At 46.8% G+C, this 24086-nt stretch carries 16 protein-coding genes and 1 pseudogene; 7 read left to right on the forward strand and 10 right to left on the reverse strand.

Going from position 1 to position 24086, the window contains the following annotated elements; translation table 11 throughout:
* Positions 1 to 69: 69 nt before the first annotated feature.
* A complete protein-coding gene (gene kefF, locus Q1A40_RS19325) occupies positions 70 to 600 on the forward strand; it encodes a glutathione-regulated potassium-efflux system oxidoreductase KefF (RefSeq protein WP_300003972.1) in 531 nt (176 codons plus the stop codon).
* Complete coding sequence (kefC, locus tag Q1A40_RS19330; protein WP_300003975.1) at positions 593 to 2437, forward strand: glutathione-regulated potassium-efflux system protein KefC; 1845 nt, start codon at positions 593 to 595, stop codon at positions 2435 to 2437. Before kefF ends, kefC begins: the two co-directional genes overlap by 8 nt.
* 106 nt (positions 2438 to 2543) lie before the next feature.
* On the opposite strand, the pseudogene Q1A40_RS19335 reads toward kefC, so the two are convergent.
* The 4 genes and pseudogenes from Q1A40_RS19335 to Q1A40_RS19350 form a co-directional block, all read right to left on the reverse strand.
* Positions 2544 to 3555, reverse strand: a pseudogene (locus Q1A40_RS19335) (IS3 family transposase).
* A 248-nt stretch (positions 3556 to 3803) separates the two neighbouring features.
* A complete protein-coding gene (locus Q1A40_RS19340) occupies positions 3804 to 4136 on the reverse strand; it encodes a hypothetical protein (protein WP_300003978.1) in 333 nt (110 codons plus the stop codon).
* Positions 4133 to 9286 carry a DUF637 domain-containing protein gene (locus Q1A40_RS19345; RefSeq protein WP_300003981.1) on the reverse strand — a complete coding sequence of 1718 codons (5154 nt, stop codon included), beginning with the start codon at positions 9284 to 9286 and terminating at the stop codon, positions 4133 to 4135. Before Q1A40_RS19345 ends, Q1A40_RS19340 begins: the two co-directional genes overlap by 4 nt.
* A gap of 24 nt (positions 9287 to 9310) precedes the next feature.
* Positions 9311 to 10978 carry a ShlB/FhaC/HecB family hemolysin secretion/activation protein gene (locus Q1A40_RS19350; protein ID WP_300003984.1) on the reverse strand — a complete coding sequence of 556 codons (1668 nt, stop codon included), beginning with the start codon at positions 10976 to 10978 and terminating at the stop codon, positions 9311 to 9313.
* Positions 10979 to 11821: 843 nt separating this feature from the next.
* On the opposite strand from Q1A40_RS19350, the gene urtA reads away from it, so the two are divergent.
* The 5 genes from urtA to urtE all read left to right on the forward strand — a co-directional run bounded on the left by urtA (position 11822) and on the right by urtE (position 17280).
* The gene (urtA, locus tag Q1A40_RS19355; protein ID WP_300003987.1) at positions 11822 to 13087 is read left to right on the forward strand and encodes an urea ABC transporter substrate-binding protein; all 1266 of its coding nucleotides are present in this window, start codon (positions 11822 to 11824) and stop codon (positions 13085 to 13087) included.
* 67 nt (positions 13088 to 13154) lie between these two features.
* Positions 13155 to 14720 (forward strand): urea ABC transporter permease subunit UrtB, encoded by a 1566-nt coding sequence (urtB, locus tag Q1A40_RS19360; RefSeq protein ID WP_300003989.1) that lies wholly within the window; start codon positions 13155 to 13157, stop codon positions 14718 to 14720.
* On the forward strand, positions 14720 to 15796 hold the full coding sequence (urtC, locus tag Q1A40_RS19365) for an urea ABC transporter permease subunit UrtC (RefSeq protein WP_300003991.1): 1077 nt from the start codon (positions 14720 to 14722) through the stop codon (positions 15794 to 15796). The genes urtB and urtC overlap by 1 nt, the downstream gene beginning before the upstream one ends.
* Positions 15789 to 16580: an urea ABC transporter ATP-binding protein UrtD gene (urtD, locus tag Q1A40_RS19370; protein ID WP_300003993.1), complete on the forward strand. Its 792-nt coding sequence runs from the start codon at positions 15789 to 15791 to the stop codon at positions 16578 to 16580. Before urtC ends, urtD begins: the two co-directional genes overlap by 8 nt.
* 1 nt (position 16581) lies before the next feature.
* Positions 16582 to 17280: an urea ABC transporter ATP-binding subunit UrtE gene (gene urtE, locus Q1A40_RS19375; RefSeq protein WP_300003997.1), complete on the forward strand. Its 699-nt coding sequence runs from the start codon at positions 16582 to 16584 to the stop codon at positions 17278 to 17280.
* Between the two features lie 66 nt (positions 17281 to 17346).
* Here the strand turns inward: urtE and Q1A40_RS19380 are convergent, their stop codons facing one another.
* The 6 genes from Q1A40_RS19380 to Q1A40_RS19405 all read right to left on the reverse strand — a co-directional run bounded on the left by Q1A40_RS19380 (position 17347) and on the right by Q1A40_RS19405 (position 24086).
* Positions 17347 to 18039, reverse strand: a complete 693-nt coding sequence (locus Q1A40_RS19380) for a GntR family transcriptional regulator (RefSeq protein ID WP_300004000.1) — start codon at positions 18037 to 18039, stop codon at positions 17347 to 17349.
* Positions 18040 to 18153: 114 nt separating this feature from the next.
* On the reverse strand, positions 18154 to 19407 hold the full coding sequence (locus Q1A40_RS19385) for an amidohydrolase (RefSeq protein WP_300004003.1): 1254 nt from the start codon (positions 19405 to 19407) through the stop codon (positions 18154 to 18156).
* Positions 19382 to 20890, reverse strand: coding sequence for a chlorohydrolase family protein (locus tag Q1A40_RS19390; protein ID WP_367275768.1), 1509 nt, complete (start codon positions 20888 to 20890; stop codon positions 19382 to 19384). The genes Q1A40_RS19385 and Q1A40_RS19390 overlap by 26 nt, the downstream gene beginning before the upstream one ends.
* Positions 20887 to 22077 carry an amidohydrolase family protein gene (locus tag Q1A40_RS19395; protein ID WP_300004008.1) on the reverse strand — a complete coding sequence of 397 codons (1191 nt, stop codon included), beginning with the start codon at positions 22075 to 22077 and terminating at the stop codon, positions 20887 to 20889. Before Q1A40_RS19395 ends, Q1A40_RS19390 begins: the two co-directional genes overlap by 4 nt.
* Positions 22078 to 23106 (reverse strand): ABC transporter ATP-binding protein, encoded by a 1029-nt coding sequence (locus Q1A40_RS19400; protein WP_300004011.1) that lies wholly within the window; start codon positions 23104 to 23106, stop codon positions 22078 to 22080.
* A complete protein-coding gene (locus Q1A40_RS19405; protein WP_300004014.1) occupies positions 23103 to 24086 on the reverse strand; it encodes an ABC transporter ATP-binding protein in 984 nt (327 codons plus the stop codon). The genes Q1A40_RS19400 and Q1A40_RS19405 overlap by 4 nt, the downstream gene beginning before the upstream one ends.

A 24086-nucleotide genomic window follows, 5' to 3' on the forward strand; every position in this document is an offset into this window, starting at 1 on the left:
CGTTCTCTGTATCGCTCTCCTCCCAGATATAATATTGTTTCTGTACCGCTATGTTATGGATATTTCTTTGTGATTTTAATCATCTATGCTCACCCTTATGCGAATTTTTCTCATGCTAACCGCTTTATGCTGGAACAGGCGAGTTCGCTACCTGAGGTAAAGATCCACTCTCTGTACGATAACTATCCTGATTTTTCGATAGACGTTGCCCGTGAACAACAGCTTCTTTCTGAAGCCAGACTGATTATTCTGCAACATCCGATGCAGTGGTACAGCATGCCGCCTCTGCTCAAATTATGGCTGGATAAAGTACTGAGCTATGGCTGGGCTTATGGTCATGAAGGTAAACAATTGCAAGGAAAATCATTTCTTTGGGCGGTTTCGACAGGTGGAAACGCTGGTCATTTTTCTCTGGGCGATCACCCTGGGTTCGATATTCTGGCCCAGCCCTTACAGGCAACCGCACTCTATTGCGGAATGAACTGGCTTCCCCCTTTTGCCGTGCATAACGCGTTTGCCGGTGATGATGGTGAATTACAGCGCGGCGCTGAACACTATAAACAGAGACTGGTTGAATGGCTGGAGGCCGAGCGTGGATAGTCATAGCATTGAACAAGTCCTGGTTTACCTGGGAGCCGCTGCCTTTATTGTGCCGCTGGCTGTTCGTATTGGTATCGGTTCGGTACTGGGTTATCTGATTGCTGGCTGTATTATCGGACCCTGGGGACTCAAATTCGTCGATAACGTACACACTATTCTCGAATTTGCGGAAATTGGCGTTGTCCTGATGCTGTTTATTATTGGTCTGGAGATGGATCCAAAGCGCCTGTGGAGTATACGTCGGGACGTGTTTGGCAGCGGTAGTCTCCAGATGGTTATCTGTGGTCTCGGCCTTTCTGTATTTTCGATGGTGATGGGATTGGGTTGGCCCGTCGCATTACTTATCGGTTTTACGCTGGCACTCTCTTCCACCGCGATAGCCATGGCGGCGATGAATGAACGTAATCTGCTGACCTCGCCTGTTGGTCGTTCAACCTTCTCAGTCCTGTTACTGCAGGATATTGCTGCCATTCCTTTGGTTGCCATTATTCCACTGTTGTCGAGCAGTGGTAGCGCGATGGATCTTCATTCCATAGGTATTTCCGCTGCGAAAATTGTTGCTGCCTTAGTGCTGGTTGTCTTGCTGGGGCGCTATATTACTCGTCCTATTTTGCACTTTGTTGCCCGTTCAGGGGTCAGAGAAGTGTTCAGTGCCGTTGCCTTATTCCTGGTATTTGGTTTCGGCATTTTGCTGGAAAATGCCGGTCTCTCTATGGCGATGGGGGCTTTCCTGGCAGGCGTCTTGCTGGCAAGTTCAGAGTATCGCCATGCGCTGGAAAGTGATATTGAACCCTTTAAAGGACTGCTACTTGGCCTGTTCTTTATGGGCGTTGGCATGTCTGTCGATTTCGGAACGCTATTTGAGAACCCTTTGCGTGTACTCGGTTTCCTGGCGGGCTTTCTTGTCATCAAATTATTCACCTTATGGCTGGTGGCGCGCATCACCCGCGTAGCCAAATTGCAACGCCGCTGGTATGCCGTGTTACTCGGACAGGGCAGTGAATTTGCTTTTGTGGTCATTGGCGTGGCCAACAGTGCGCAGGTGCTCGATGACAACTGGGCTAAGATGCTTATCTTAGTTGCCGCGTTATCGATGGCGATTACGCCATTGTTACTGCTGCTGCTCTCTGCGGCTGAAGGCCGGAAGAAACAAGAGAGCTTACCCGCAGATGTGATTGATGAAGAGGCCCCGGCGGTGATTATTGCCGGTTTTGGTCGTTTCGGACAAATTGCCGGGCGCTTGCTGATGACCGCGAATGTTAAGGTCATTGTGTTGGATCACGATCCTGATCATATTGAAATATTGCGCAAACTGGGCATGCAGGTCTATTACGGGGATGCCACCAGACCAGATTTACTGGAATCTGCCGGTGCCCATAAAGCCAGGCTGCTTATCAATGCTATCGACGATCCGGACAATAGCCTGGCGCTGACGGAGATGGTCAATGATAACTTCCCGCATCTTTTACAGCTGGCGCGTGCGCGAGACGTGGAGCACTACGTGGCATTACGCCGTGCTGGTATTGAGCACCCGCAGCGTGAAGTGTTTGAAAGCGCGCTGAGTATAGGGCGGGACGCATTGAAAGCACTCGGGGTTGGGGCCTATGAAGCCAAAGAGATGAGCGATCATTTCCGCCGCTATAATACGCAGATACTCGAAGAACTCTCTCAGGATGACAGCCTGACAACACGCGCCGAAATGCTGAAAAAAGGCCATCATTTAATCAGTGATATGATTACCGACGACAAGCGTCATCTTTCTTCTGTACGATTACATGGCTGGAAAGGGACTGACGAAGGCCTTCATAACGGAACGTCAGAGACCGGCACCCGGTAAGCGATAGCAAATAAACAGCCCACCCATTTTCAGCATAAGGTAATGGGGTGGGCTATTTTTTTATCCTCTGATCATGATCCCTCCCCAATATCCGTTCTAGGCTAAATCATAGATCCGGACCTTTTTGATGACTTCGGGCAAATTCTGCCGGAGTCAGGTTATTTAGGGGTTCATGAGGTCGCTCACTATTGTATTCATTCAACCAGCGCTCGGTGATTTCCCTTGCTTCATTCAATGTTCTGAACAGGTAAAAATCCAGTATTTCGGTCCGGTACGTTCGATTAAATCGTTCTATAAACGCGTTCTGTGTTGGCTTGCCCGGCTTGATAAATTCCAGTATCACGCCATACTCTTCGGCCCATTGCGCCAGGGTAATTGAAACAAGTTCAGGTCCGTTGTCCATCCTCAGTGGATATCCGCGGTTAGCCACTATCCTGTCCAGTACCCGGACGACACGTTGCGCCGGAATATTCAGGTCAATTTCGATAGCCAGTGCTGCACGGTTAAAATCACCAACGACATTGAATGTTCGAAAATGTCGGCCACATGTCAGCGTATCGTGCATAAAATCAATCGACCAGATTTGGTTAAGCGCCTTCGGTGTTGCCAGCGGTGCAGGATTACGTACCGGTAAGCGTTGCTTTCTTTTGCGACGAAACTTCAGTATTAGCAGGCAGTAAATACGGTGAACACGCTTATGGTTCCAGATGTTCCCCTGCCGACGAACAACCTGAAAAAGCTTTTTAAAACCGTATCGCGGATAGCGTTCAGCCGCTTCCATCAATGCCTGACGTACGCTCATTGCAAACTGCGTGACCAGATAACTGGCGAGCTCACGCTTTATCACTGGTTTTAAAGCTTTTTTTCAATAACGTCCTTCAGTGCCCTACATTCGAGACTCAGGTCAGCAAACATCTGTTTGAGACGCCTGTTTTCATCTTCCAGCTCTTTGATTTTTTTAATATCAGCCGCTTCCATTCAGCCATATTTTGCTTTCCAGTTGTAATAGCTGGCTTCTGAAATAGCGCCTCACGGCAGACATCTTTCACCGTTCGACCGGCTTCAACAGACTTCAAAACAGCGATGATTTGATGTTCGGTGAATCGTACTTTACGCATGGTGATCTCCTCTGGGAACATATTCAGTATGTCGGAAGATCTCTAAAAGTGAATGGTTCTTTTTACAGAGATGCTTACAGGAAAGAGTCCACCAACCTTGAGCTAAAAATGAGCTAATACAGCTAATTTATTATTTGCAACAAGCCCATTTTTCATAACGTTTGCAACAGCTCTATTTTTTGGGCAGTACTGTCGCACTGCCCATAGTTAGCATTATTCTGGGTCACCATTACTTTATTAGTAATGTTTCAACAGTAACTATTTTTAATTAGTATTGATGGCTTTATTTGTGCATGAAATATTTGCTCATTGCGTCCCTCTACTGAAGTGATGATGATTTTATCGCCAGAAATCTCTATCTTATTGACATTGTTGATATTTATTGTTGCGATTTTTATATCTCTAACTTTTAATATAAGAGTTGCACTGTCTTCTAATATAGTAAAATAGAAGAGAAGGGAGATATCGCCTTTACTATATTCATAGCCAAAAGTTAAGCCGTCATCTAAATTCGTGTAAAAAGGCTCATTTTCAAAGAATTCAAGTAATTCTATGCTATCCGGGTATTTATAAATGCTCATTGTTCACCTTTAGGGATTGTTGTTACAAAAGTCCTATCGCCATTATTTTCTATTTTATATGTAGTATGGAAAACGGTAGCTTTACCTGATGGGCCAATAAGAAACGACTCGCGTTCTTCAAACTTACCCCAATTATTTTCATATGTCTTAATTGTATTGTCTTTCAGCTGAGGTGTTACTTTAAAATGCTCAGTAAGGATATTTTTTCCGATGTCGTCTTCAAATATTCCTAGTTTTTTCATGGTGTTAGCTAGCTGATTTGTTCTGCTGCTGTTATGATCCCCACTCGTAACATGGCCAAATAGATATTTAAACTTATCTGTATGGAAATTAACAGGATTATTTATTGTTATAGTATTTTTTTGCTTAGTGATTCCCATTGCTCCTATAGAAGCAGCAAAAAATAAGTCTTCTAAAGTCTTTTTATCCCATCCTGTATAATTACTTGCATTTTCAATCCATTGATTAAAGACAAATGCATCTATATCAGTTGAACTATCAGTTTTAGAGTAAGTAAATAGTTTTATAGATTCATATCCACCAAAAGCAGGATAGTTTCCAACTACTTTCCTTTCTTTTGTTATCCAATAATCAGCTAATAAAGAATCCTCAATATAAGTACTAGGGTACTTCTTCATGAGTGATTCATAGTAAATTCTATCTGAGGATGCGAGAGACTCTTGAGCAATACAATTTACTTTACGACACGATGAGGCTAATAATCGCTCTAGCTTATTTTTATCGCCATTGGCAAGTTCATTAACAGCTTTTACTTCTTCTAAATGGAGTTGGCGATTATAACGTTCTATAATTTCAGCTGAATTCGCAGCGCTATTAATGCCATTTGCTTTGCCTGTTGCGATTAAACCTGCAAAAGCCCCTGCTATGCGGCTAATTTGTGCCTGCTGCTCTTGCCAGTTATCAGTCTTATCAAGATTATCATTAATCGTAATTCCTGCTATTTGGGCTGCTAAAACACCGACTATTGCGCCTCTAACATTACTATTACTGATTTCAGCACTAATTGCCGCTACAGCTGCATGAGGAATAGTTTTTCCTGCTTCAGTGAGTAGTTCTCCTTTATCCCCAATCAGTTTTGCACCTTCTGCATTAATTTGATTTCCGATGTTGCTGAGTAGGGCATTCTTAAAATTATCGGTAAAGCTACCACCTTGTATCGTGGTATTCACGGTTGAACTAATTACGGATTGTGCAGCAACACGCTGGGCGACTTTATTCCAATCACCATTGCTTAATAGTGGTAATTTAGTATCTGCGGGATTACCTTTAGTCCATTCCATTTTGGCATCAAGGCCATTGAGCGCTCCTGAAATCACCATTTGAGTAATGATGGATTTAACGGTATCACTTTTACCAAGCGAATTAAGCGTTTTGGATAGATTTCCTTGGTTTTCAGCCAGTGCGACTGCTGCTTGTGTAGAGAGGGCTGTCATACCTGAATAGGCTGCGCCTGAGATAACTGCGGCCGTAGTTCCACTTGTTCCCGATGCTGCCCAGGCAGCAAATTGTGAGGCCGTACCTGATGTCATTGCCGCAACAGTTATCGCAATCAAGGCAGAAGCAACAGGGTTTAAGCTCTGGCTTTTATAATCCCAGCTGTCATATGCATCTTGAACTAAATTCCACTGTACATCTGTGCGGTCTTTTAGCCCTGCTAACCATTTTGTTCCTTCGGTTTGTCCGAGTGAATTTAAGGCATTTTGTAAACTTTGAGCATTTTTCGCTTTGATATCAGCAGTGATGCCTTTTGCTGTATCGATGGTCAGCTTACCACCAATGTGCAGGGAAGGTAGTATCCACGTGTCTTCTTTATAGCCTTTATTTCGTTGGCTTATATAGAATCCTTTCGAATTAGAAACGACTTGTTCAAAGGTGGTGTTTTTCACTGCTTTGAAATTTACTTTACCGGTTTTGCTGGTTATCTTGGCATTCTTGCCTGCATTAATTTTGGTGGCTTCTAACGTGATGTCATCCTTGGCGTACAGATTAATATTCCCGCCAGCGATAAACTCAGTAGCTTTATTGGTAGTTTCGCTGCGGGTTTTTTTGACTTCTTTTTTGGTTATACAGGCAGTCCATTTGTTGCATTTTTTACCGCTCTCTTCGTAGTGACTGGTTTCCTCCATGGCTTGCGCGTAGAGATACCCGCCTTTGGCTGCAACATCTATTGTACTTTTTGCTATTAGACTGGAGGCTTGGAAAAGAATGCTCCCTTCAGACAAAATAGTCAGTATTTTCCCACTGTTAATTGTAGTGCCAATTTGACGATATAAATCCTCTAACCGTGTGCCTTCTTGTTTTCGATAATGGGTTTTTACCGACTCTAACCTAATATTTCCCCCGCTTGATATAGTGATGTCGCCAAGGGATTTGATTGTACTACCTTGTGCGGTTAACGCACCGTTAGAAGCTAATGTAACGCCTTTATCACCTGAAAGTGTTGGGGTCACATAATGTACATTTTGGTTATCTTCATTTGGGTTAGAGATGGAGGAATAGGCCGTTGCGGTTAATTTAATATTACGGCCTGAAAGTACAGTGGTTTTATCTTTAGATTGAAGGTTGATGGATTGTAAATCCATATCACGTGCTGCATTTAACGTGATATGGCCATTAGCAATGAGTTGAGAGCGTAACTCTGGGTAGCGAGTCGTTTTATAAGCATTACTATCATTGCTTTCAATTTTTCTTGGCGCTAAGTTAATGTCTTGACCTGCGGTTATAGCTATGTTACCACCTGATGATAATATTTTTCCTTTTATATTTAATGTTTTTAATGCAGAGATTGTAATATCTTTTTGGCTGTTGAGGTTTTTTATGGCGCCTCTATTATTCTCAGAGAGATAATTAGGGGAGCCATTTAAAAAATAAACACTGTTTTCATTCGTTGTTATTGTAATCCCTCCGCTGGAGGAAAGGGTTGTTTTATTGTTTTTACCAATTATTATATCTGTTAGGTTTATATTTCCCCCACTATTAATATCTAGATTATCTTTTGCATTCAATGTTGTAATGATAGGGGTTTTATTAACACTTGAAGAAAAATCATTCGCAGCATTAACATTTCCGTTTTTTGATAATAAGCTGATGTTTTTTCCGCTAATGTTAGAGTTTCTAATTGATATCTCTCCGTTAGCTAGCAATGTTGCATTGTTTTGACTACTTAGCCGTGCGTTTACTAGTTTTACATTATCATTAGCAATAAGCGATAGATCATTTTTAGCTGTAATAATACCATTTAAAACGATGCTAGCTGACTTGATTATAATGTTTCCGGCATTTAATACTTCTTTTAATTCAGTTGATTGTATTTTTTGAACAGAGTTAATAAGTGGGTTTTTATTTTCAAATGTCACGCTATCGTTAAAATCTAAAACAATATTTTTCGCGGCACTTATTTTACCTACATAACTTTCTTTCGTATCCCAGGATTTAAGTGTATTAATCGTGTTGTTTTTAACGTCATAAAATGGACTGTTAGGGTTTGTTATACGTCCAGTATAATGTAATATGTCAAAGGTTTTTAGTTCTCCTGATTGAACTTCATTGTTAGTTAATGAAACTCCCGTAAGAATTGCATTTCCTTTTACTGCAGTAATGATACTTTGTTGATTGTTTAGTGTGTTCGCATTTAAATATATATTATTCCCTGCAGATAAAACAGCAGGTTGAGAGTTTTTATTAAGTGCAATGCTTTGTTTTTCTATAAATATAACTTTGTCAGTGTCGTCATTCCATCCTCTGATATCTAAGATACCAAACCAATTTTTTTTATATTTATCATTATTTACCACGCCTAATTTACTGATTAGAACATTTTCAATTCCATATGAATTAAGTTTTTCCTCTGGTGAATTTCTAGGATGTTCATCCTTCAGCTCTCTGCCGGGTGCGCCCTGAACTTTAGATACCTCAAGTTTTAGTGTCTCTCTTTGGTTGTCTAGTTTTTTTGTTCGAACAACCAAATCACCCATATTGGCCTTTATCGTTCCTGATTTATTCTCAACCAGTGTACTTAAATCCCCCTTGGCATTTTTTTGCATCCACAGACTATCTTGTGCCTGAATAAGTGCATTGCTGCCCGTGTTGCTGACGGACTCGGCGAAGACACGCATGTCCCTGTTTGCGGTGATTTGCCCATTATTGACGAGAGTATTGGTGGCCAGCGTGATATCTTTGGCGGCATTTATTTTAGCACTCGCGTTAATTTGTAGGTTTTTGGTGCTGACATTAATATCTTTTTGGGCTTGGATATTATCTGCAAGGGTAATTTTGCCATCAACGGTTAACGTCAGATCATTTTGGTTAATTTGCATGTTGCTGAGGTTAATCCCCACCCCGGCCTCAGTGCTGACCAATTTAACTTGATTGGCATACATTCCCCCTAATGTCTTAGTATCGACTGAGACACTTGGTTTTGCCCCTTCACCCGCAATCGGTGTCACGGTGCCTTTTTGAAAGTCGACACGATTAGTACCTTGCATCAAAGTCAGGTTCTTGGCTTTGATTTGCCCGTTTAGTTCGGTGGCTCGACTGATAATATCGGCATAGGTTTGGGCTTCGGCATTCATGCCATTTGTGCCGATAATCACACTCCCTTTTTTTACCTCAACCGTAGACAAAGCCCCCTTGTTATCCAGAATAGGTTTACCTGTGGTCAACGTAATAGCTGGGGTATTCAAAAAACTACAGCCATTGCAGGTAATACCATTTGGATTGGCAATTAAGACACTCGCACCTTTACCTGCTACTTCCAGCTTACCTTGTAATTCTGATCGGCTACTGCTGGTTACTTCGTTGATAATCAGATTGGCTGATTTTCCTTTTAGATTCGCATTAGCTTTAATCTGCCCGGCGACTTGGGAATTCACATTAGCGGTAGCGTTATTGAGTACAGCACCTTGTTTATCCACATTGAAGTTTTGAAATTTATTATGCGATATCCCCACTCCGTTCGGCGTGGCAATATTAATAATTGGAGCGTTATTTTGTTGGCTGATTTGAGTATTTTTATCTGCTGCAGTCATGGCAGCTCCCCTGGCGGGGTGTAAGGGGTAGACGGCTGTTAAGAAAATAATGGTGTAACTTAATAATCGCTTAGGCAGTGAAGGTAGTTGTTCATTTAGCATAAATAATCCTTTAAAAACGCAAAGCTATAGAGAGAATGAGACCGACCAATATGTGGACCAATTGTCTGGTTTAAGTTGTGAGGGATAATGCAAAGGCTTACTGATTAGAAACTGCGAATAAAACAGGGTGTTGCCTGTAAAATAGAGGCCAATGGCCCCCCCTGCTAGGGTGTCATGTTCAATGTGATATTTGTCTGCGGCAATCAATCCGTAATCTAACGCACCAATAAAACTCAGTTGTCCAATTGTTGTGTTTGCAATGTCTTTATTGATTTCATTACGCCAATATCCACCTCGGTTGCCACTCAAGGACTGCTCATGGTAGCCACGAACAGAATACTGTCCGCCAATACTCATGCGTTCAATACCGTATAAGTTATCGGGCGAGTATTGACCGTAAAACGAGGTTAAATAGGTTATGCCATTAGAAAAATAATATTGATAGCTGCTACTTAGACTGAGTTTCCGGTAATGGCTGCGCGGTGAGTCTTTCGCAAGCGTGTCCGGTGAAGCACCAAAGGCGGATATCCCCCATTCAGCAACAGGGTTAAACGTGAAATAACCTTGTCCGAGGGTGGTACTGTATTGAGGCGTCAAAGCGATGGAGGTTAACGTTGGACTACTAATACTCAGCGTTTGGGAAGCCAATTGAGTATTGGCTTTTTTATGTTTTAAACTACCTTGTAAGGTTAAACGCTGCTTGCTATCACGATAAATTAAGCGGCTGATATCCCATTGTTGGTTGGTGTTTTTCCCTTCATAACGATATTGCTGGCCCGATGCCTGAAACGATTGTAGAGTATTATTACGATAAAACTGGTAACGGTAAGACCAATAGCCATAAGGGACATTGATTGCAGCAACAGCGTAACGACTGTGATGAGAACGACTAAAGTCAGTATCGGTACTGGCATTTAATGACCATTGCTCACCCAATCCAAAGAGGGAATCCGCCGTCAAACCTCCGGCCAGCAATTGCTTTCCCGTCGATTTATTCCCAGTATTATCAATGCTCAACTGGCTACTTAACGGTATATTGCGAGCCTGTTTCTGAATAATTACTCGTGAGTAACCTGACTCAAAACCCGGCTGAATATCGATAGTGTAATGCGCTGAGGCAGAGCGGTTAAGTTGCTCAAGCCCTTGTTCAATGTCCCGTAAATTCAAGATACTTCCTGTCAGATGCGGAAAGGTCATGATGACCAATTGAGGTGGCGAGTTTTCGATAGTAATAGATTCAATACGCCCTTCGATCACATGAATGCGTAAGTGCTGGTTAGACAGGTCTTGTTCAGGAATGAATGCTTGGGAGGTAATGTAACCTTTCTTGATATAATCATTCGTGATTTGTTTAGTAAGATTTTGAATCGCTTCTAAGGATAAACACTGACCTTGATACGGTAAAATCCAACGTTCATTCATTGTGGATGCAAATACTGAAATATTCACTAATTCAATTTGACTCACTTTAAAACATAGGGTGTCATCACCGGCGCTTTTTAGTGTAGAGTCCACCGTAACGGTATTTTGATTTTCAAGGGCTTCTCGTTGTTGAACTTCTGATTCTAAGCGGCTTTTTTGTTCAAACTGAATACTGTCTCTATTGGCTGGAAATAATAAGGGATCAGAAGAACAGGGTTCAGTAAAGACAATTAAAGGTAAAAGCAAAATAATACGAATAATTTTTATCATAATGAGTTAATACGACTAATAGCACAAAAAGGTAAACTTACCTTAAGTTAAATATTCATTTGTATGATGGCAAGATAAATTATCAATAAATAACACAAAAAGATATTTGACTGAATTTTAATCTCAATCCAGTTTAAAATATATGTATTAAATCAAATATTGGTTTATGTTGCTGTTGTTTTTATATCTTATGGTGTAGTAAGTGATTTTAATAAGTTTAATATACACTGGTCACTACTATCATAGGTAAGGGGTTTTTATCACAATGTCATGAAGCTAATGATAGCGTTAATTGTAAGTTTTATTATGATTTTTTACACAGAAATTGCAGAAACCAATTGGCTAGGAAATATCGACATCACCTGCGTAAATTCCTAATATTGACGTTCAAAGCGCTACTTGATGGCGTTAGCGTTCTGTATTAATTCGTTCATGGCGAGGTTATCCTTGTTTTGACGCGATATTCAGGCTGATAAGCACAGTAGTGACAAATAATAAAAGGAGAGAAAATATCATCTGAAGCGTCATTTCATATTTATTAATGTTGTTATTTTTTACTGAGTTCATGCCTTATATTTTATTACCCTATCTCCCCTTCCGTTATTTGATTCATTATGGTGCACCTCTTGCACTCTGTTTTATTCCCTTGGTGCAGTTTTGGTGAGGTGTGATTTTATTTTCTTATTTATCAGTGTGATATCTATTGGCACGCTCTTTGCTTTTATGAATATCGAAGAACATTGGTTTGATTGTCCGACTTGAGTGACGCAGTGCAAATAACCGGCATGACTTTACTTTATGACGATTCATTCCTTATTTTGATATTTCTGAGGGCTTAGCAGCATGAAAAAACGTTCATTGTTTAACGCTATGGGACTTTGTGCGACGGTAGTCAGTCTTGGCCTGTCATTTGGGGCAAAGGCGGAAGATACAATTAAAGTCGGTATTCTGCATTCATTGTCTGGCACCATGGCTATTTCTGAAACGCCTTTAAAAGATGTCGCCCTAATGACTATCGATGAAATTAATGCCAAAGGCGGTGTTCTGGGGAAGAAATTAGAACCTGTGGTGGTTGATCCGGCCTCAAACTGGCCGCTGTTTGCTGAAAAATCACGCCAGTTACTGGCGCAGGATAAAGTGGCTGCGGTATTTGGTGCCTGGACCTCGGTTTCCCGTAAGTCAGCCCTGCCGGTATTTGAAGAACTCAACGGTCTGCTGTTTTACCCGGTACAGTATGAAGGTGAAGAGATGTCACCTAACGTCTTCTATACCGGAGCGGCTCCTAACCAGCAGGCTATTCCGGCAGTTGAATATTTATTAAGTGAAGACGGCGGCGCGGCGAAAAGATTTTTCCTGTTAGGCACCGATTATGTTTATCCTCGCACCACTAATAAAATTCTGCGCGAATTCCTGCATTCAAAAGGGGTAGCGGATAAAGATATTGAGGAAGTCTATACCCCGTTTGGTTATAGCGATTATCAGACCATTGTCTCTGATATTAAGAAATTTTCCGCCGGCGGTAAAACTGCGGTGGTATCCACCATTAATGGTGATTCTAACGTCCCATTCTATAAAGAACTCGCTAACCAGGGGATCCAAGCCACCGATATTCCGGTGATTGCTTTCTCGGTGGGGGAGGAAGAATTACGCGGCATTGATACCAAACCGCTGGTCGGTCAGTTGGCGGCATGGAACTACTTCCAGTCGCTGGATAACCCGACAAACAAGCAGTTTGTTGAAGACTACAAAGCCTATGCGAAGAAGAAAAACCTGCCTAATGCCGATACTGTCGTCACCAATGATCCTATGGAAGCGACCTACGTTGGCCTCAATATGTGGGCGCAGGCCGTAGAGAAAGCCGGTACCACCGATGTTGATAAAGTCCGTGACGCCATGGCTGGGCAGACATTCAAAGCTCCGGATGGTTATACCCTGGTCATGGATAAAACCAATCACCACCTCCATAAACCCGTGATGATCGGCGAAGTGGGCCCTGACGGACAGTTTGAAGTGGTATGGCAGACAGAACAGCCAGTTCGCGCCCAGCCCTGGAGCCCTTATATCGCTGGCAACGATAAAAAACCTGACCATCCTGTTAAATCAAAATAATAAACCTGAACGACCCGGTCCTGATATTGGGCCGGGTAATGCTGCCCGTTGTTACAAGGTTTGAAAGATGAAGACTCTTCGCTACCTCGGTTATCTGTTGTTATTCCTGCCCTGGCTGGTTCTGGCGGGAGAGAGTGCCGATTTTACTGCCGCCAGTCGCAGCCAGCAGGCTCTGTTACTTGAACAGTGGGCTTCTGCCCCGCAGCCACAGCGCTTAGCGCTACTGGAAGCCTTGCGGAATGAAACGGTGGTCATTGACGAAAATAAACAGCCCTTCCTGCAGCAGAAAGAACAGCTAATCCCTCTTGATAGTGTTCAGCAGCCAGCAGGAGAGGTGAAAAAAATAGTCATTAATAACCGCCTGCGGGGACTGATTGCCAGCGCGCTGGCCGCCCATCAGCTTATCAGCGATGACACAGGCACCCGATTAAAAGCCGCCCGTGCGCTGCAGGCGAATGGGGTAACCGCTCAGCTACCACTGCTTGAAAGCCGGATTGCCGCTGAAAAAGACAGCCAGGTAAAAGAGATTCTGACCATGGCCGCGGCGCGCCTGCAATTAAGCAGCCCCGATGCGGAAGTGCGTCTGCAGGCGGTTGAGCGGCTCGGTCACTCAAGCTCCCCGGCGATGCAGTCACAATTATCCGCGCTGACACAGACAGCTAATGAACCGGATGCCCGCGTCCGCGCCGGTGCCGAGAAAAGTTTGCAGGCCATTCAGTCGCGTCTGCAGTGGGGTGACTGGCTGGGGCAGATTTTTGCCGGTTTATCGCTGGGTTCCATTCTCTTACTGGCGGCATTAGGCCTGGCGATTACCTATGGTTTGCTCGGCGTTATCAATATGGCTCATGGCGAAATGCTGATGATTGGCGCCTATGTCACCTGGCTTACCCAGGGGGCGTTTCAGCAGTTTGCGCCCCAGTGGCTGGCCTGGTATCCCTTGTTTGCTATTCCGGCCGCCTTCTTTGTGACGGCCTTGACAGGTATGGCGCTTGAACGAACATTGATTCGTCATCTCTACGGTCGCCCGCTGGAAACACTGCTGGCGACTTGGGGGATCAGCCTGATGTTAATTCAGCTGATCCGTGTGTTGTTTGGTGCCCAGAATTTAGAAGTAGCGAATCCGGGCTGGCTGTCTGGTGGCCTGCAGGTTCTGCCAAACCTGGTACTGCCTTATAACCGTATCGCCATCATTATTTTTGTCGGCATCGTGCTGATGTTGACCTGGATGATACTGAATAAAACCCGTCTTGGGCTCCGTGTCAGAGCGGTGACCCAGAATCGTCAGATGGCGGATTGCTGCGGTGTGCCTACCGGAAGAACGGATATGCTGGCTTTTGGCCTGGGTTCGGGCATTGCCGGTCTCGGTGGCGTTGCCTTATCTCAGCTTGGCAACGTCGGCCCGGAGTTAGGGCAGGGCTATATCATCGACTCCTTCCTGGTGGTAGTGGTCGGCGGCGTCGGGCAACTGGCGGGAACGGTTATCGCAGCTTTTGGATTGGGTATTCTTAACAAGTTTCTTGAGCCACAGATGGGGGCGGTGCTGGGCAAAATCCTTATTCTGCTGATCATCATTTTGTTTATTCAGAAACGTCCGCAAGGATTATTTGCTGTCAAAGGGAGGGTGATTGACTGATGCGCCAGCCATTTACCGTAACGCTAATACAAAAAGCCCCTTGCCTGACCAAAGGACTGGGCCTGTTGTTGATACTGTCCCTGCTATTGATGCCTTTTCTGGCGCTGTTACCGGAAGATCATACCTTAGCCTTATCGACCTATACCCTGACGCTGGTCGGTAAAATTTTATGCTATGCCATTGTCGCGGTAGCCCTGGATTTAGTCTGGGGCTATGCCGGGTTGCTTTCGCTGGGGCATGGTCTGTTTTTTGCGCTTGGTGGCTATGCGATGGGCATGTATCTGGTCAGACAGAGTGCCGGAGAAGGGTTGCCTGCTTTTGCTTCTTTCTTGTCATGGCAGGAATTGCCTTGGTTCTGGAGCGGAACCCAGTTTTTTCTCTGGACCCTGTGCCTCATCATCCTGGTACCCGGTATTCTGGCCTTTATCTTTGGCTTTTTTGCCTTCCGTTCAAAAATTAAAGGGGTCTACTTCTCGATAATTACCCAGGCGCTGACCTATGCCGCCATGTTGCTTTTCTTCCGTAATGAAACCGGATTCGGCGGTAATAATGGCTTTACCGGCTTCAGTACTTTGCTTGGTTTTACCCTGACGGAAACTTCTACGCGCATTGGTTTATTTATTGCCACAGTTTTATTACTGCTGTTCAGCCTGTGGCTCGGTCATCGGCTGGCGCGCAGCAAATTTGGACGCGTCCTGACCGCAGTGCGTGATGCAGAAAACCGGGTGATGTTTATCGGCTACGATCCGCAGCGTTTTAAGCTGTTTATCTGGACGCTTTCCGCGGTGTTATGCGGCCTGGCAGGTGCTTTATATGTTCCTCAGGTTGGCATTATTAACCCCGGCGAAATGTCGCCAACCAACTCGATTGAAGCCGCCATCTGGGTGGCGCTCGGTGGGCGGGGATCGTTAATTGGCCCGGTGCTGGGGGCGGCGATTGTTAACGGTGCCAAGAGCTGGTTTACCGTTGCCTTTCCTGAGTTCTGGCTCTTTTTCCTCGGCTTGATGTTTATTCTGGTCACGCTGTTTTTGCCTTATGGCGTGGTGGGTTTATTCCGTCGGAGGCGTAATGACTGAACAGCTTTATACCCAAATTTATCCCAACGACGCTCACCGGGAACAGCGTGACCCGGTGCTGATGCTGGATAAAATTAACGTCTCATTTGATGGCTTCCGTGCTTTAACCGACCTGTCGTTGAATATCGGTATTGGTGAACTTCGTTGCATTATCGGACCCAATGGCGCGGGGAAAACCACGTTGATGGATGTGATTACCGGCAAAACAAAACCGGATAATGGGCAGATAACCTATGACCAGGACATCGACTTGACCCAGCTATCCCCGGTGGAGATTGCCCGGGCCGGGATAGGCCGAAAATTTCAAAAGCCAACGGTGTTTGAAGCCCTCAGCGTATTTGAAAATCTGGAGATTGCCCTGAAAACCACCAAGACCGTCTGGGCCAGCCTGCGTGCTCGCTTAAACGGCGAACAGCGGGACAGGATTGATGAGGTACTGACGTTATTGCGTTTGCAGGCCTCCAGCCAGCGCCAGGCAGGACTGTTATCCCATGGCCAAAAACAATTTCTTGAGATAGGTATGTTACTGGTGCAGGACCCGCATCTCTTGCTGCTTGATGAACCTGCAGCAGGTATGACTGATGCGGAAACCGAGTACACGGCTGAATTGTTCCGGGGATTAGCGGGAAAGCACTCTCTGATGGTCGTTGAGCATGACATGGGGTTTGTTGAATCGATAGCCGACCATGTCACGGTATTACATCAGGGACAGGTACTGGCGGAAGGGTCACTGCGAGAAGTACAGGCAGATGACCGTGTAATCGATGTCTATCTGGGGCGCTAATATGTTACAGGTTAAAGAGTTAAATCAATATTACGGGGGCAGTCATATTCTGCGCGGCCTGTCGTTTGAAGTGCCACATGGCGCAATTACCTGTTTGTTAGGGCGTAACGGTGTTGGCAAAACCACCCTGTTAAAGTGTCTGATGGGCTTATTAGCGGTGAAAACCGGAGAGATCCAGTGGCAGGGAAAGGGGATTAATCGCTATAAACCGCACCAGCGTGTTCAGGCCGGTATTGCTTATGTCCCCCAGGGGAGAGATATTTTCCCCCGACTGACAGTGGAAGAGAATTTACTGCTCGGGCTTTCGCGCTTTTCGGGAGCCGACAGCCATCGCGTCCCCGAGGATATTTATCGGCTGTTTCCTGTATTGGAAGAGATGAAATACCGACGAGGCGGTGACTTATCCGGCGGTCAACAGCAACAGCTGGCGATTGGCAGGGCGTTAGCCAGTAAACCTCAGTTACTGATCCTCGATGAACCCACAGAAGGGATCCAGCCTTCGGTGATTAAAGAGATAGGTGCGGTTATTCGTCAACTGGCGCAGCAGGGTGAGATGGGAATACTGTTAGTTGAACAGTTCTATGATTTTGCTGCTGAACTCGCGGATAACTACCTGGTGATGTCCAGGGGAGAAATTATACAAAGAGGGGCAGGTAAAGATATGGAACAGGACCGGGTCAGGGATCGGGTGACAATATAACTGTAACGCCACTCATTCAGCTCGCCGAATTGCCCGCACAGGCGATAATATTCGGCGGGCCTGATTTTAATGCTGGGCGAGAGCCTCGTAAACGCTCAGGCCATTAACCGCATTTTCATCAAAATCCAGCTGCTGTTGCAGGGCTGCTAAGTGATCGCGCATTAACCGCTGCGCCAGGTCACAATCGCCTGCCTGTAAGGCTTCGATTATCTGTTGATGCTCATCGCACTGGCAATGGGTTGAGATGTCTTTCTGATAGAGCATCATAATCAGCGAACTCATTACCATCAGGTTATTAAGAATATCGCGTAATACGTTATTGTCAGCGATACGTGACATCAATGCATGAAATTCCCCTAATTGATGTACGGTATCCCGGTGGTTCTGGCTAAGTAACGAACAGTGTTCATCCTGTTGCTGTTGTTCGATTTCTTTGGCAAAACGGGCCATTTTCTCGGGGGTGATGCAGGAAATAATGGCGCACTCCACTATATTGCGCGCAAAAAAGATTTCCTGGGCCTGCTTTGCCGTAGGACGTGCGACCATCGCGCCATGATTAGGCTCAATTGTGACAATGCCTTGGTTCGACATACGTTGTAGGGCTGACTGAACATGGTTACGGTTCGCCTGGAGAGACTCGACGATTTGCGCTTCAATAAGACGCGTGCCTGGCCGTAATTTATGCTGGCCGATTGCCAGTGTCAGCGCGTCTACTACCCGATTTACTTCCCGTTGTTTTGGCGTCAATACTTTACTCATGCTTTTTTATCCATTTTTATACCCGTCATACTTCAAGTTGCTTGGGCGTTACCTTCGTCAATTCTGCCGAATCACATAGGTTATCTATGCTCATCGCCAGAATTGACTCTGCGCCTACAAGCAACTTGAATTATTTAGGGTATATGCCTTGTGCCAGACTTTTTTCCCACGAAAATAGACAGCATCAACGGCAATCTGTCTGGCGACCACTTCTGCGGAGCAGGACGCATTCATTAATATAAAGCTGGCTTCATCACCGACTACTGGCCATACGCGTTCGCCGCATTCATTGAGAGGCAGACAATTGCCGGTGGCAATAGCCAGCGAGCGATTCAGGCTAAACTCATCGCCACGCGTGTAAAGCCTTGCCCAGTCATAGGTTTTGTCCAGCATACTTCCCGATCCAAAGGGCGACCAGTGGTCGGTTACGCTATCGGTTCCACTCAACAAGGATACGCCTTTTTCGCGTAAAAATGGCAGTGGCATAACGGATTTCCCAAGTGGGATCCCGCTTGCCAGTGAAACCCCAAGCTCTGCCATTTCATCTGCTAATTCGCTCAGTTCTGCGGTTTCTGTCTGCGCCAGACAATAAGCATGGCTGAGCGTCAGCTTGCCTTGCAGAAACGGCTCTTTTCTCAGCGCATTGAGCAAATAGCGAATACAGGCGATACCTGTCGATTTATCTTCATGTAAATGATAATCGATACCTTTTCCCGCTTCCAGTGCCAGACGAAGAGTGATATCGAGAGAGCGCACCATATCGCCATCCACTTTGCCAGGGTCAAGACCACCGACCCAGTCACAGCCCAGCGACATAGCCTCTTTCATCAAGGTCACGGCATTAGAGCGTAGTAATCCATGCTGTGGGAAAGCGACAATTTCACAATGCATCTGTTCGCGCCAGGGGATCAGGGCTTCTTGTAGCTGCAGTAAGCTTTGCAGGCCGCTGGTGGGTTCGATATTGCAATGCGTGCGTACATGGGTCGTTCCCTTTTCCTGCAACAGTTGTAGCAAGCGATGGGTGCGCCGTTGCGCGTCTGGCAGAAGCCTGGGCAGCAACTGTTCTTCCAGAGCTATCATCTGAAAAATATCCCCGGCATTATTTCCCCGAGCGGCGCGCCAGGGGTCACCATAGAAGGTTTTATCTAAATGGATATGTTCATCCCGGGTGCTGGGAAGCAGTAGCCGCCCCTCGCCATTCACGCGGTCCATACCCGGATCATCGTGGTCTCCTTCATAGAGGGCGATAATCTTATCCCCCTCTATTTCAAGAGTATATTCCTGCGTTATCGTGCGCTGAACCCATCCGTTATCGCGCACAAAACCAGACTCTAAACGAACATTATTCAGCAGATAACGTCTTGCCATGGCGGGCTCCTTTCTGATGCAGAGGAAAGGTCGGCGCGACAATCTCGGCGACCGAAGGATGACCGACGGTGCGCTCAGGATAGGTACTGATAATATGCTGAAACACAGACTGAGACTCGGCATGCAATGCATCAAGGCTGAATCCGGCCTGGACCATTTCGCCTTCCCAGAACACTTTCCGTCCGGCGACAAGGGTGCCTTTCACATCCCGACCATTGCCGTTAAGCACCAGCGCGGCGATAGGGTCGAAAATTTGTCCTAACGCAGGCTGATTAAGATCAATCACCACCATATCGGCCTGGCACCCGGCGGCGAGTCGACCTAAATCATCGCGGCCCAGTGCTTTGGCCCCACCGAGCGTTGCCATGCGATAATAGTCAGCACTATTCGCAGCGGAAATATCGCCGCTCACCACCCGGCTTAACACCACGCCCATATGCATATTGCTAAACATATCGGGTGGAAAGGTATCAGTTCCCAGCGCCATATTGATAGCGGATTGCTTAAAGCGTGGATAATACTCCATATATTTTGCATGCCTGCCAGAGACCAGTGGGCAACTGACAACGGTTGCCCCCGAACGCGCCAGGCGGGCAATATCCTCTCCGACACGTCCGGCATCAGGTTGAGCCCCGCCTAAATACTGGCCATGAGGCAGCAACATATGCTGATTTAATAGTCCGCTCTCCTCCAGCAGCGCCAGCGAGCTTTTACCGTTAAAACGCCGGGCGATTTCATTGATCTCCAGTTCACTTTGACAACAGTGCAAGCGGGTGGGGCAGGCAAGCGTCTTGACCAGTTGTGCAAGGTCGTTGAGCCAGGCCAGGTCGCCGCCTTCAATTCTGTCCGGGGCCAGCATGGCACTGAGTGTCGGCACACCGCGTTGCCGGATACGGTTAACAAAACGTTCGGCATCTTCCAGTCCCTGGAGAGCGCGCTGACGGTCTTCCCGGCGACTGACCTGGCCTTGTTCATCGGTGACATAGTATCCCGCCATAAAGGCCGGACCCAGCCAGGCACGCGCACCCAGCGATTCAGCAACGTCAGCGGCATACAGATATTCATCAAACTCTTCGGCCCATTCGCGATAGAGAATTGAGGTAATTGGCGCGAAGCTGGTAATACCGTTACGCAGTAACTGGCTGTAGGCATAGCGTTTAGCGAAATCAAGCTGACTACGACTATAGAGATCCCGACGCTGCCAGTCATGCGCTACCACCCGGCCTTTACGCCAGCCAGGCTGATTATCAAACGCCAGTACGGTAGTGTCTAAATCGCCCAGTGCATCGAGATCGATAAATCCGGGCCCCACCAGGGCGTTGCCGACATTGATTTCTTCATCAACCGCACCAGAATAGTCATGACCGACAAACAGAATTTTATCGCCCTGATAAACCACTTCACCCTCAGGATACAGGCAGTGATCGCCGTGCTGGTAGCCGACAACCCAGGCGGCGCGAATACGGGTTACAGTTGTTGTCAAAATAAGCACTCCTCATTTTCAGCAATCAATACGCCATGCTTAAAGACTTTGCGAGCCGTTGGCAGCTCCACCAGTGATTCGACCATACTTCTGCCGGGAACCAGTACCAAGTCAGCCCGACAGCCGACCTCAAGCCCGTAATTTTTAACGTCCATCACCCGGGCCCCGCCTTCGGTAATGGTTTTGGCGGCACGCAGAATTTCGCTATCTTTACGCCAGCGATAGCGCAGTCCCATCGTTACCGCCCGCTGTAACATATCGCCATTGCCATAGGGACTCCAGGTATCCCGTACCCCATCATTACCTGCGCAAATGGCAACCCCTGCGTCATTGAGACACTCCCAGGGGGGAACTGCCACGTCGGAAGGTGCCGTCGTGGCGACACTCACGCCCAGCTCGGCCATCTGTTCGGCAAAATACTGCTGCCGGGAGGCGTCCACCATACCAAGACAAAAGCCATGACTGAGCGTGACGCTATGTTCTTTCTGATAGCGGCGCGTGTATTCAAGGATCAGTTCCAGACTGAATGCCCCCAGCTCGCCACGCTCATGAAGATGAATATCAATTTTTTTGTTATGCCGGCAGGCCAGCTCAAAAATAATATCCAGGTGTTTTCTGGGGTCGCGGTCAAAAGAGCAAGGATCAAGTCCGCCGACTAATTCCGCCCCCATGGACAAAGCCTGGTCGAGCAGTGCTTCGGTACCGGGGTTTTGCAAAATCCCGCTTTGTGGAAAGGCGACGATTTCAATATCGACATAACCGGCTAATTTTCGGCGCGTTTCCAGCACCCCCTCGAGATTAGCCAGGCCAATTTCATTATCAATATCGACATGGGTGCGAATAAACGAGGTGCCACTGGCTATCCCCCGGCGGGCAATACGTTCTGACTGGCGCTGAGCATCGGGTTGCTGCTGCTTGCGATAATGACGCTCATTTTCAATCATTGCCCCCAGGCTGCGAGGCACATCATTAATGTACCAATCCCGGCCCAGTAAGGTTTTATCCAGATGGGCATGGGCATCGACAAAGCCGGGGAAAAGCTGCAGCCCCCGGCAATCAATAATGGTCGCGTGGTCACTGGCGGATAATTTTTCCCCCCTGGCGGCAATCACCCCGTTCTCAAGCAGTAAATCAACAGGCGTTTGACGGTTAAAAGGGGTGACCCCTGTGAGCAAATATTGTTTCATTTAAGATACCTGTGCTAACGGAATACTGTCGTGGTGCGCCATCACTTCATAGGGGAAATGGCACTCGATTTGGTGATGATCGCTAAGACTATGGGTAGGTGGCATAGTCTGATGACAACGCTCTTTTGCATAAGGACAGCGTGGCGCAAAAGCACAGCCAGGAGGTGGAGCCAGGGGGCTTGGCGCTTCACCCCGAATGGGCTCGCGTATCACATCCGGGTTATCGAACTGTGGAATTGCGGCAATCAAAAGTCGCGTATAGGGATGAGCGGGACGAGCGAAAATCTCCTCTACGCTACCTTGCTCGACGATACGCCCCAGATACATCACCCCGACACGGTCAGAAATATGCGAAATCACCGCCATGTTATGACTGATAAAGAAATAGGTCAGCCCATGTTCGCGCTGGAGCTTTCTCATCAAGTTAAGGACCTGAGCCTGAACGGAAACATCCAGAGCCGAGGTCGGTTCATCACAAATTAAAAAGCTCGGTTGTGTGGCCAGAGCGCGGGCAATTGAGATGCGCTGGCGCTGTCCCCCGGAAAACTCATGAGGAAATTTGTCCAGGTCCCGGGCAGAGAGTCCAACCTGCTCCAGTAACTCGCCACAATATTGCCGCGCCTGGCGGCTATTGCCGATTTTTTTTGCCAGCATCAGCGGTTCCGCAATGGATCGCCCTATGCGCCAGCGTGGGTTAAGGCTGGCATAAGGGTCCTGAAAAATCATCTGGGTGCCATTCTGCTCACGGTTACCCTGGGCGGCACTGTCTTGCCAGGCAAATTGAATCTCACCGTCAGACGGTTTATAAACTCCCGCCAGGGCGCGCGCGACCGTTGATTTTCCACAGCCGGACTCACCGACAATACTGAAGGTTTCACCTTGACGAATGTTCAGATTAATTCCCCGTACCGCATGCAGTTCCTTTTTTGCTGCCGGGCGAAATAGCGAGGTTTTTTTCTCACGACCGAGATTAAAGCGAATATGGAGATCGCGAACGGTCACAATATCATGCGCTGATGATTCACTCATAATGGACTCTCCTGTGGATGGAAACAGGCCAGTTGCACCCCATGATGAGGATGGATGACGGGCTGTTGTTCGTGACATTTGGTGCTGGCATGAGGGCAGCGAGGACTGAAGGCACAGCCTTGTGGCAGGGCATTGAGCCGTGGCATTGCGCCATCAATCTGGGTGAGGTTTTCCCGGCGTTCACGCATGGACGGAATCGCGCTGATTAACCCCCGGGTATAAGGGTGTTGCGGGCGACGAATCACTTCGGAAACCGGACCGGTTTCAACGATACGCCCGGCATACATCACCGCAACACGGGAACAGACTTCAGCCACTACGCCCATATCATGGGTTATCAGCATTACCGCAGTACCATGCTGTTCACATAGCCGCCGCAATAAGCTTAAAACCTGTGCCTGGACTGAAACATCCAGTGCTGTGGTGGGCTCATCAGCGATCACCAGTTGTGGATCGACACATAATGCCAGCGCGATGACTACCCTTTGGCGCATACCGCCAGAAAGCTGGTGGGGATACTGATTAATTCGCTGTTCGGGGCTGTTAATACCCACTTCGGCAAGCAAAGCGATAGCCCGTGCCTCGGCTTCACTGGCTGACAGGGGCAGGTGGGTTCTGATGGTTTCAATCAGCTGTTGTCCGACGGTAAGCACTGGGTTAAGGCTGGTCAGCGGATCCTGGAAAATACAACTGATAGCCTTCCCTCGCAACAGGCGGCGCGCTTCTTCATCGAGCGTATCGATGCGTCCACCATTAAACCAAATCTCGCCCTGACGAATACGTCCTGGGCTCTGGAGCAGTCCGGCAATCGCTGAACCCGTCAGGGATTTACCGGCACCTGATTCACCCACCATGCCGAGTATCTCACCTGGTTGCATGGTTAACGACAGCTCCGCAATCGCCTGTAAATTGCCCTTGCGGTGTAGAAATTCAATACTTAAATTTTTCACTTCCAGCAGTGAAGAAGGGGAAATGGTCAT

Source organism: uncultured Cedecea sp. (assembly GCF_947498825.1).
Taxonomy (GTDB): domain Bacteria; phylum Pseudomonadota; class Gammaproteobacteria; order Enterobacterales; family Enterobacteriaceae; genus JGM124.

Coding starts and splice junctions, on each gene's coding strand:
- Q1A40_RS19340 (WP_300003978.1), bottom strand. CDS start 4,136: ATGAGCATTTATAAATACCCGGATAGCATAGAATTACTTGAATTCTTT.
- Q1A40_RS19345 (WP_300003981.1), bottom strand. CDS start 9,286: ATGCTAAATGAACAACTACCTTCACTGCCTAAGCGATTATTAAGTTAC.
- Q1A40_RS19350 (WP_300003984.1), bottom strand. CDS start 10,978: ATGATAAAAATTATTCGTATTATTTTGCTTTTACCTTTAATTGTCTTT.
- urtA (WP_300003987.1), top strand. CDS start 11,822: ATGAAAAAACGTTCATTGTTTAACGCTATGGGACTTTGTGCGACGGTA.
- urtB (WP_300003989.1), top strand. CDS start 13,155: ATGAAGACTCTTCGCTACCTCGGTTATCTGTTGTTATTCCTGCCCTGG.
- urtC (WP_300003991.1), top strand. CDS start 14,720: ATGCGCCAGCCATTTACCGTAACGCTAATACAAAAAGCCCCTTGCCTG.
- urtD (WP_300003993.1), top strand. CDS start 15,789: ATGACTGAACAGCTTTATACCCAAATTTATCCCAACGACGCTCACCGG.
- urtE (WP_300003997.1), top strand. CDS start 16,582: ATGTTACAGGTTAAAGAGTTAAATCAATATTACGGGGGCAGTCATATT.
- Q1A40_RS19380 (WP_300004000.1), bottom strand. CDS start 18,039: ATGAGTAAAGTATTGACGCCAAAACAACGGGAAGTAAATCGGGTAGTA.
- Q1A40_RS19385 (WP_300004003.1), bottom strand. CDS start 19,407: ATGGCAAGACGTTATCTGCTGAATAATGTTCGTTTAGAGTCTGGTTTT.
- Q1A40_RS19395 (WP_300004008.1), bottom strand. CDS start 22,077: ATGAAACAATATTTGCTCACAGGGGTCACCCCTTTTAACCGTCAAACG.
- Q1A40_RS19400 (WP_300004011.1), bottom strand. CDS start 23,106: ATGAGTGAATCATCAGCGCATGATATTGTGACCGTTCGCGATCTCCAT.
- Q1A40_RS19405 (WP_300004014.1), bottom strand. CDS start 24,086: ATGACCATTTCCCCTTCTTCACTGCTGGAAGTGAAAAATTTAAGTATT.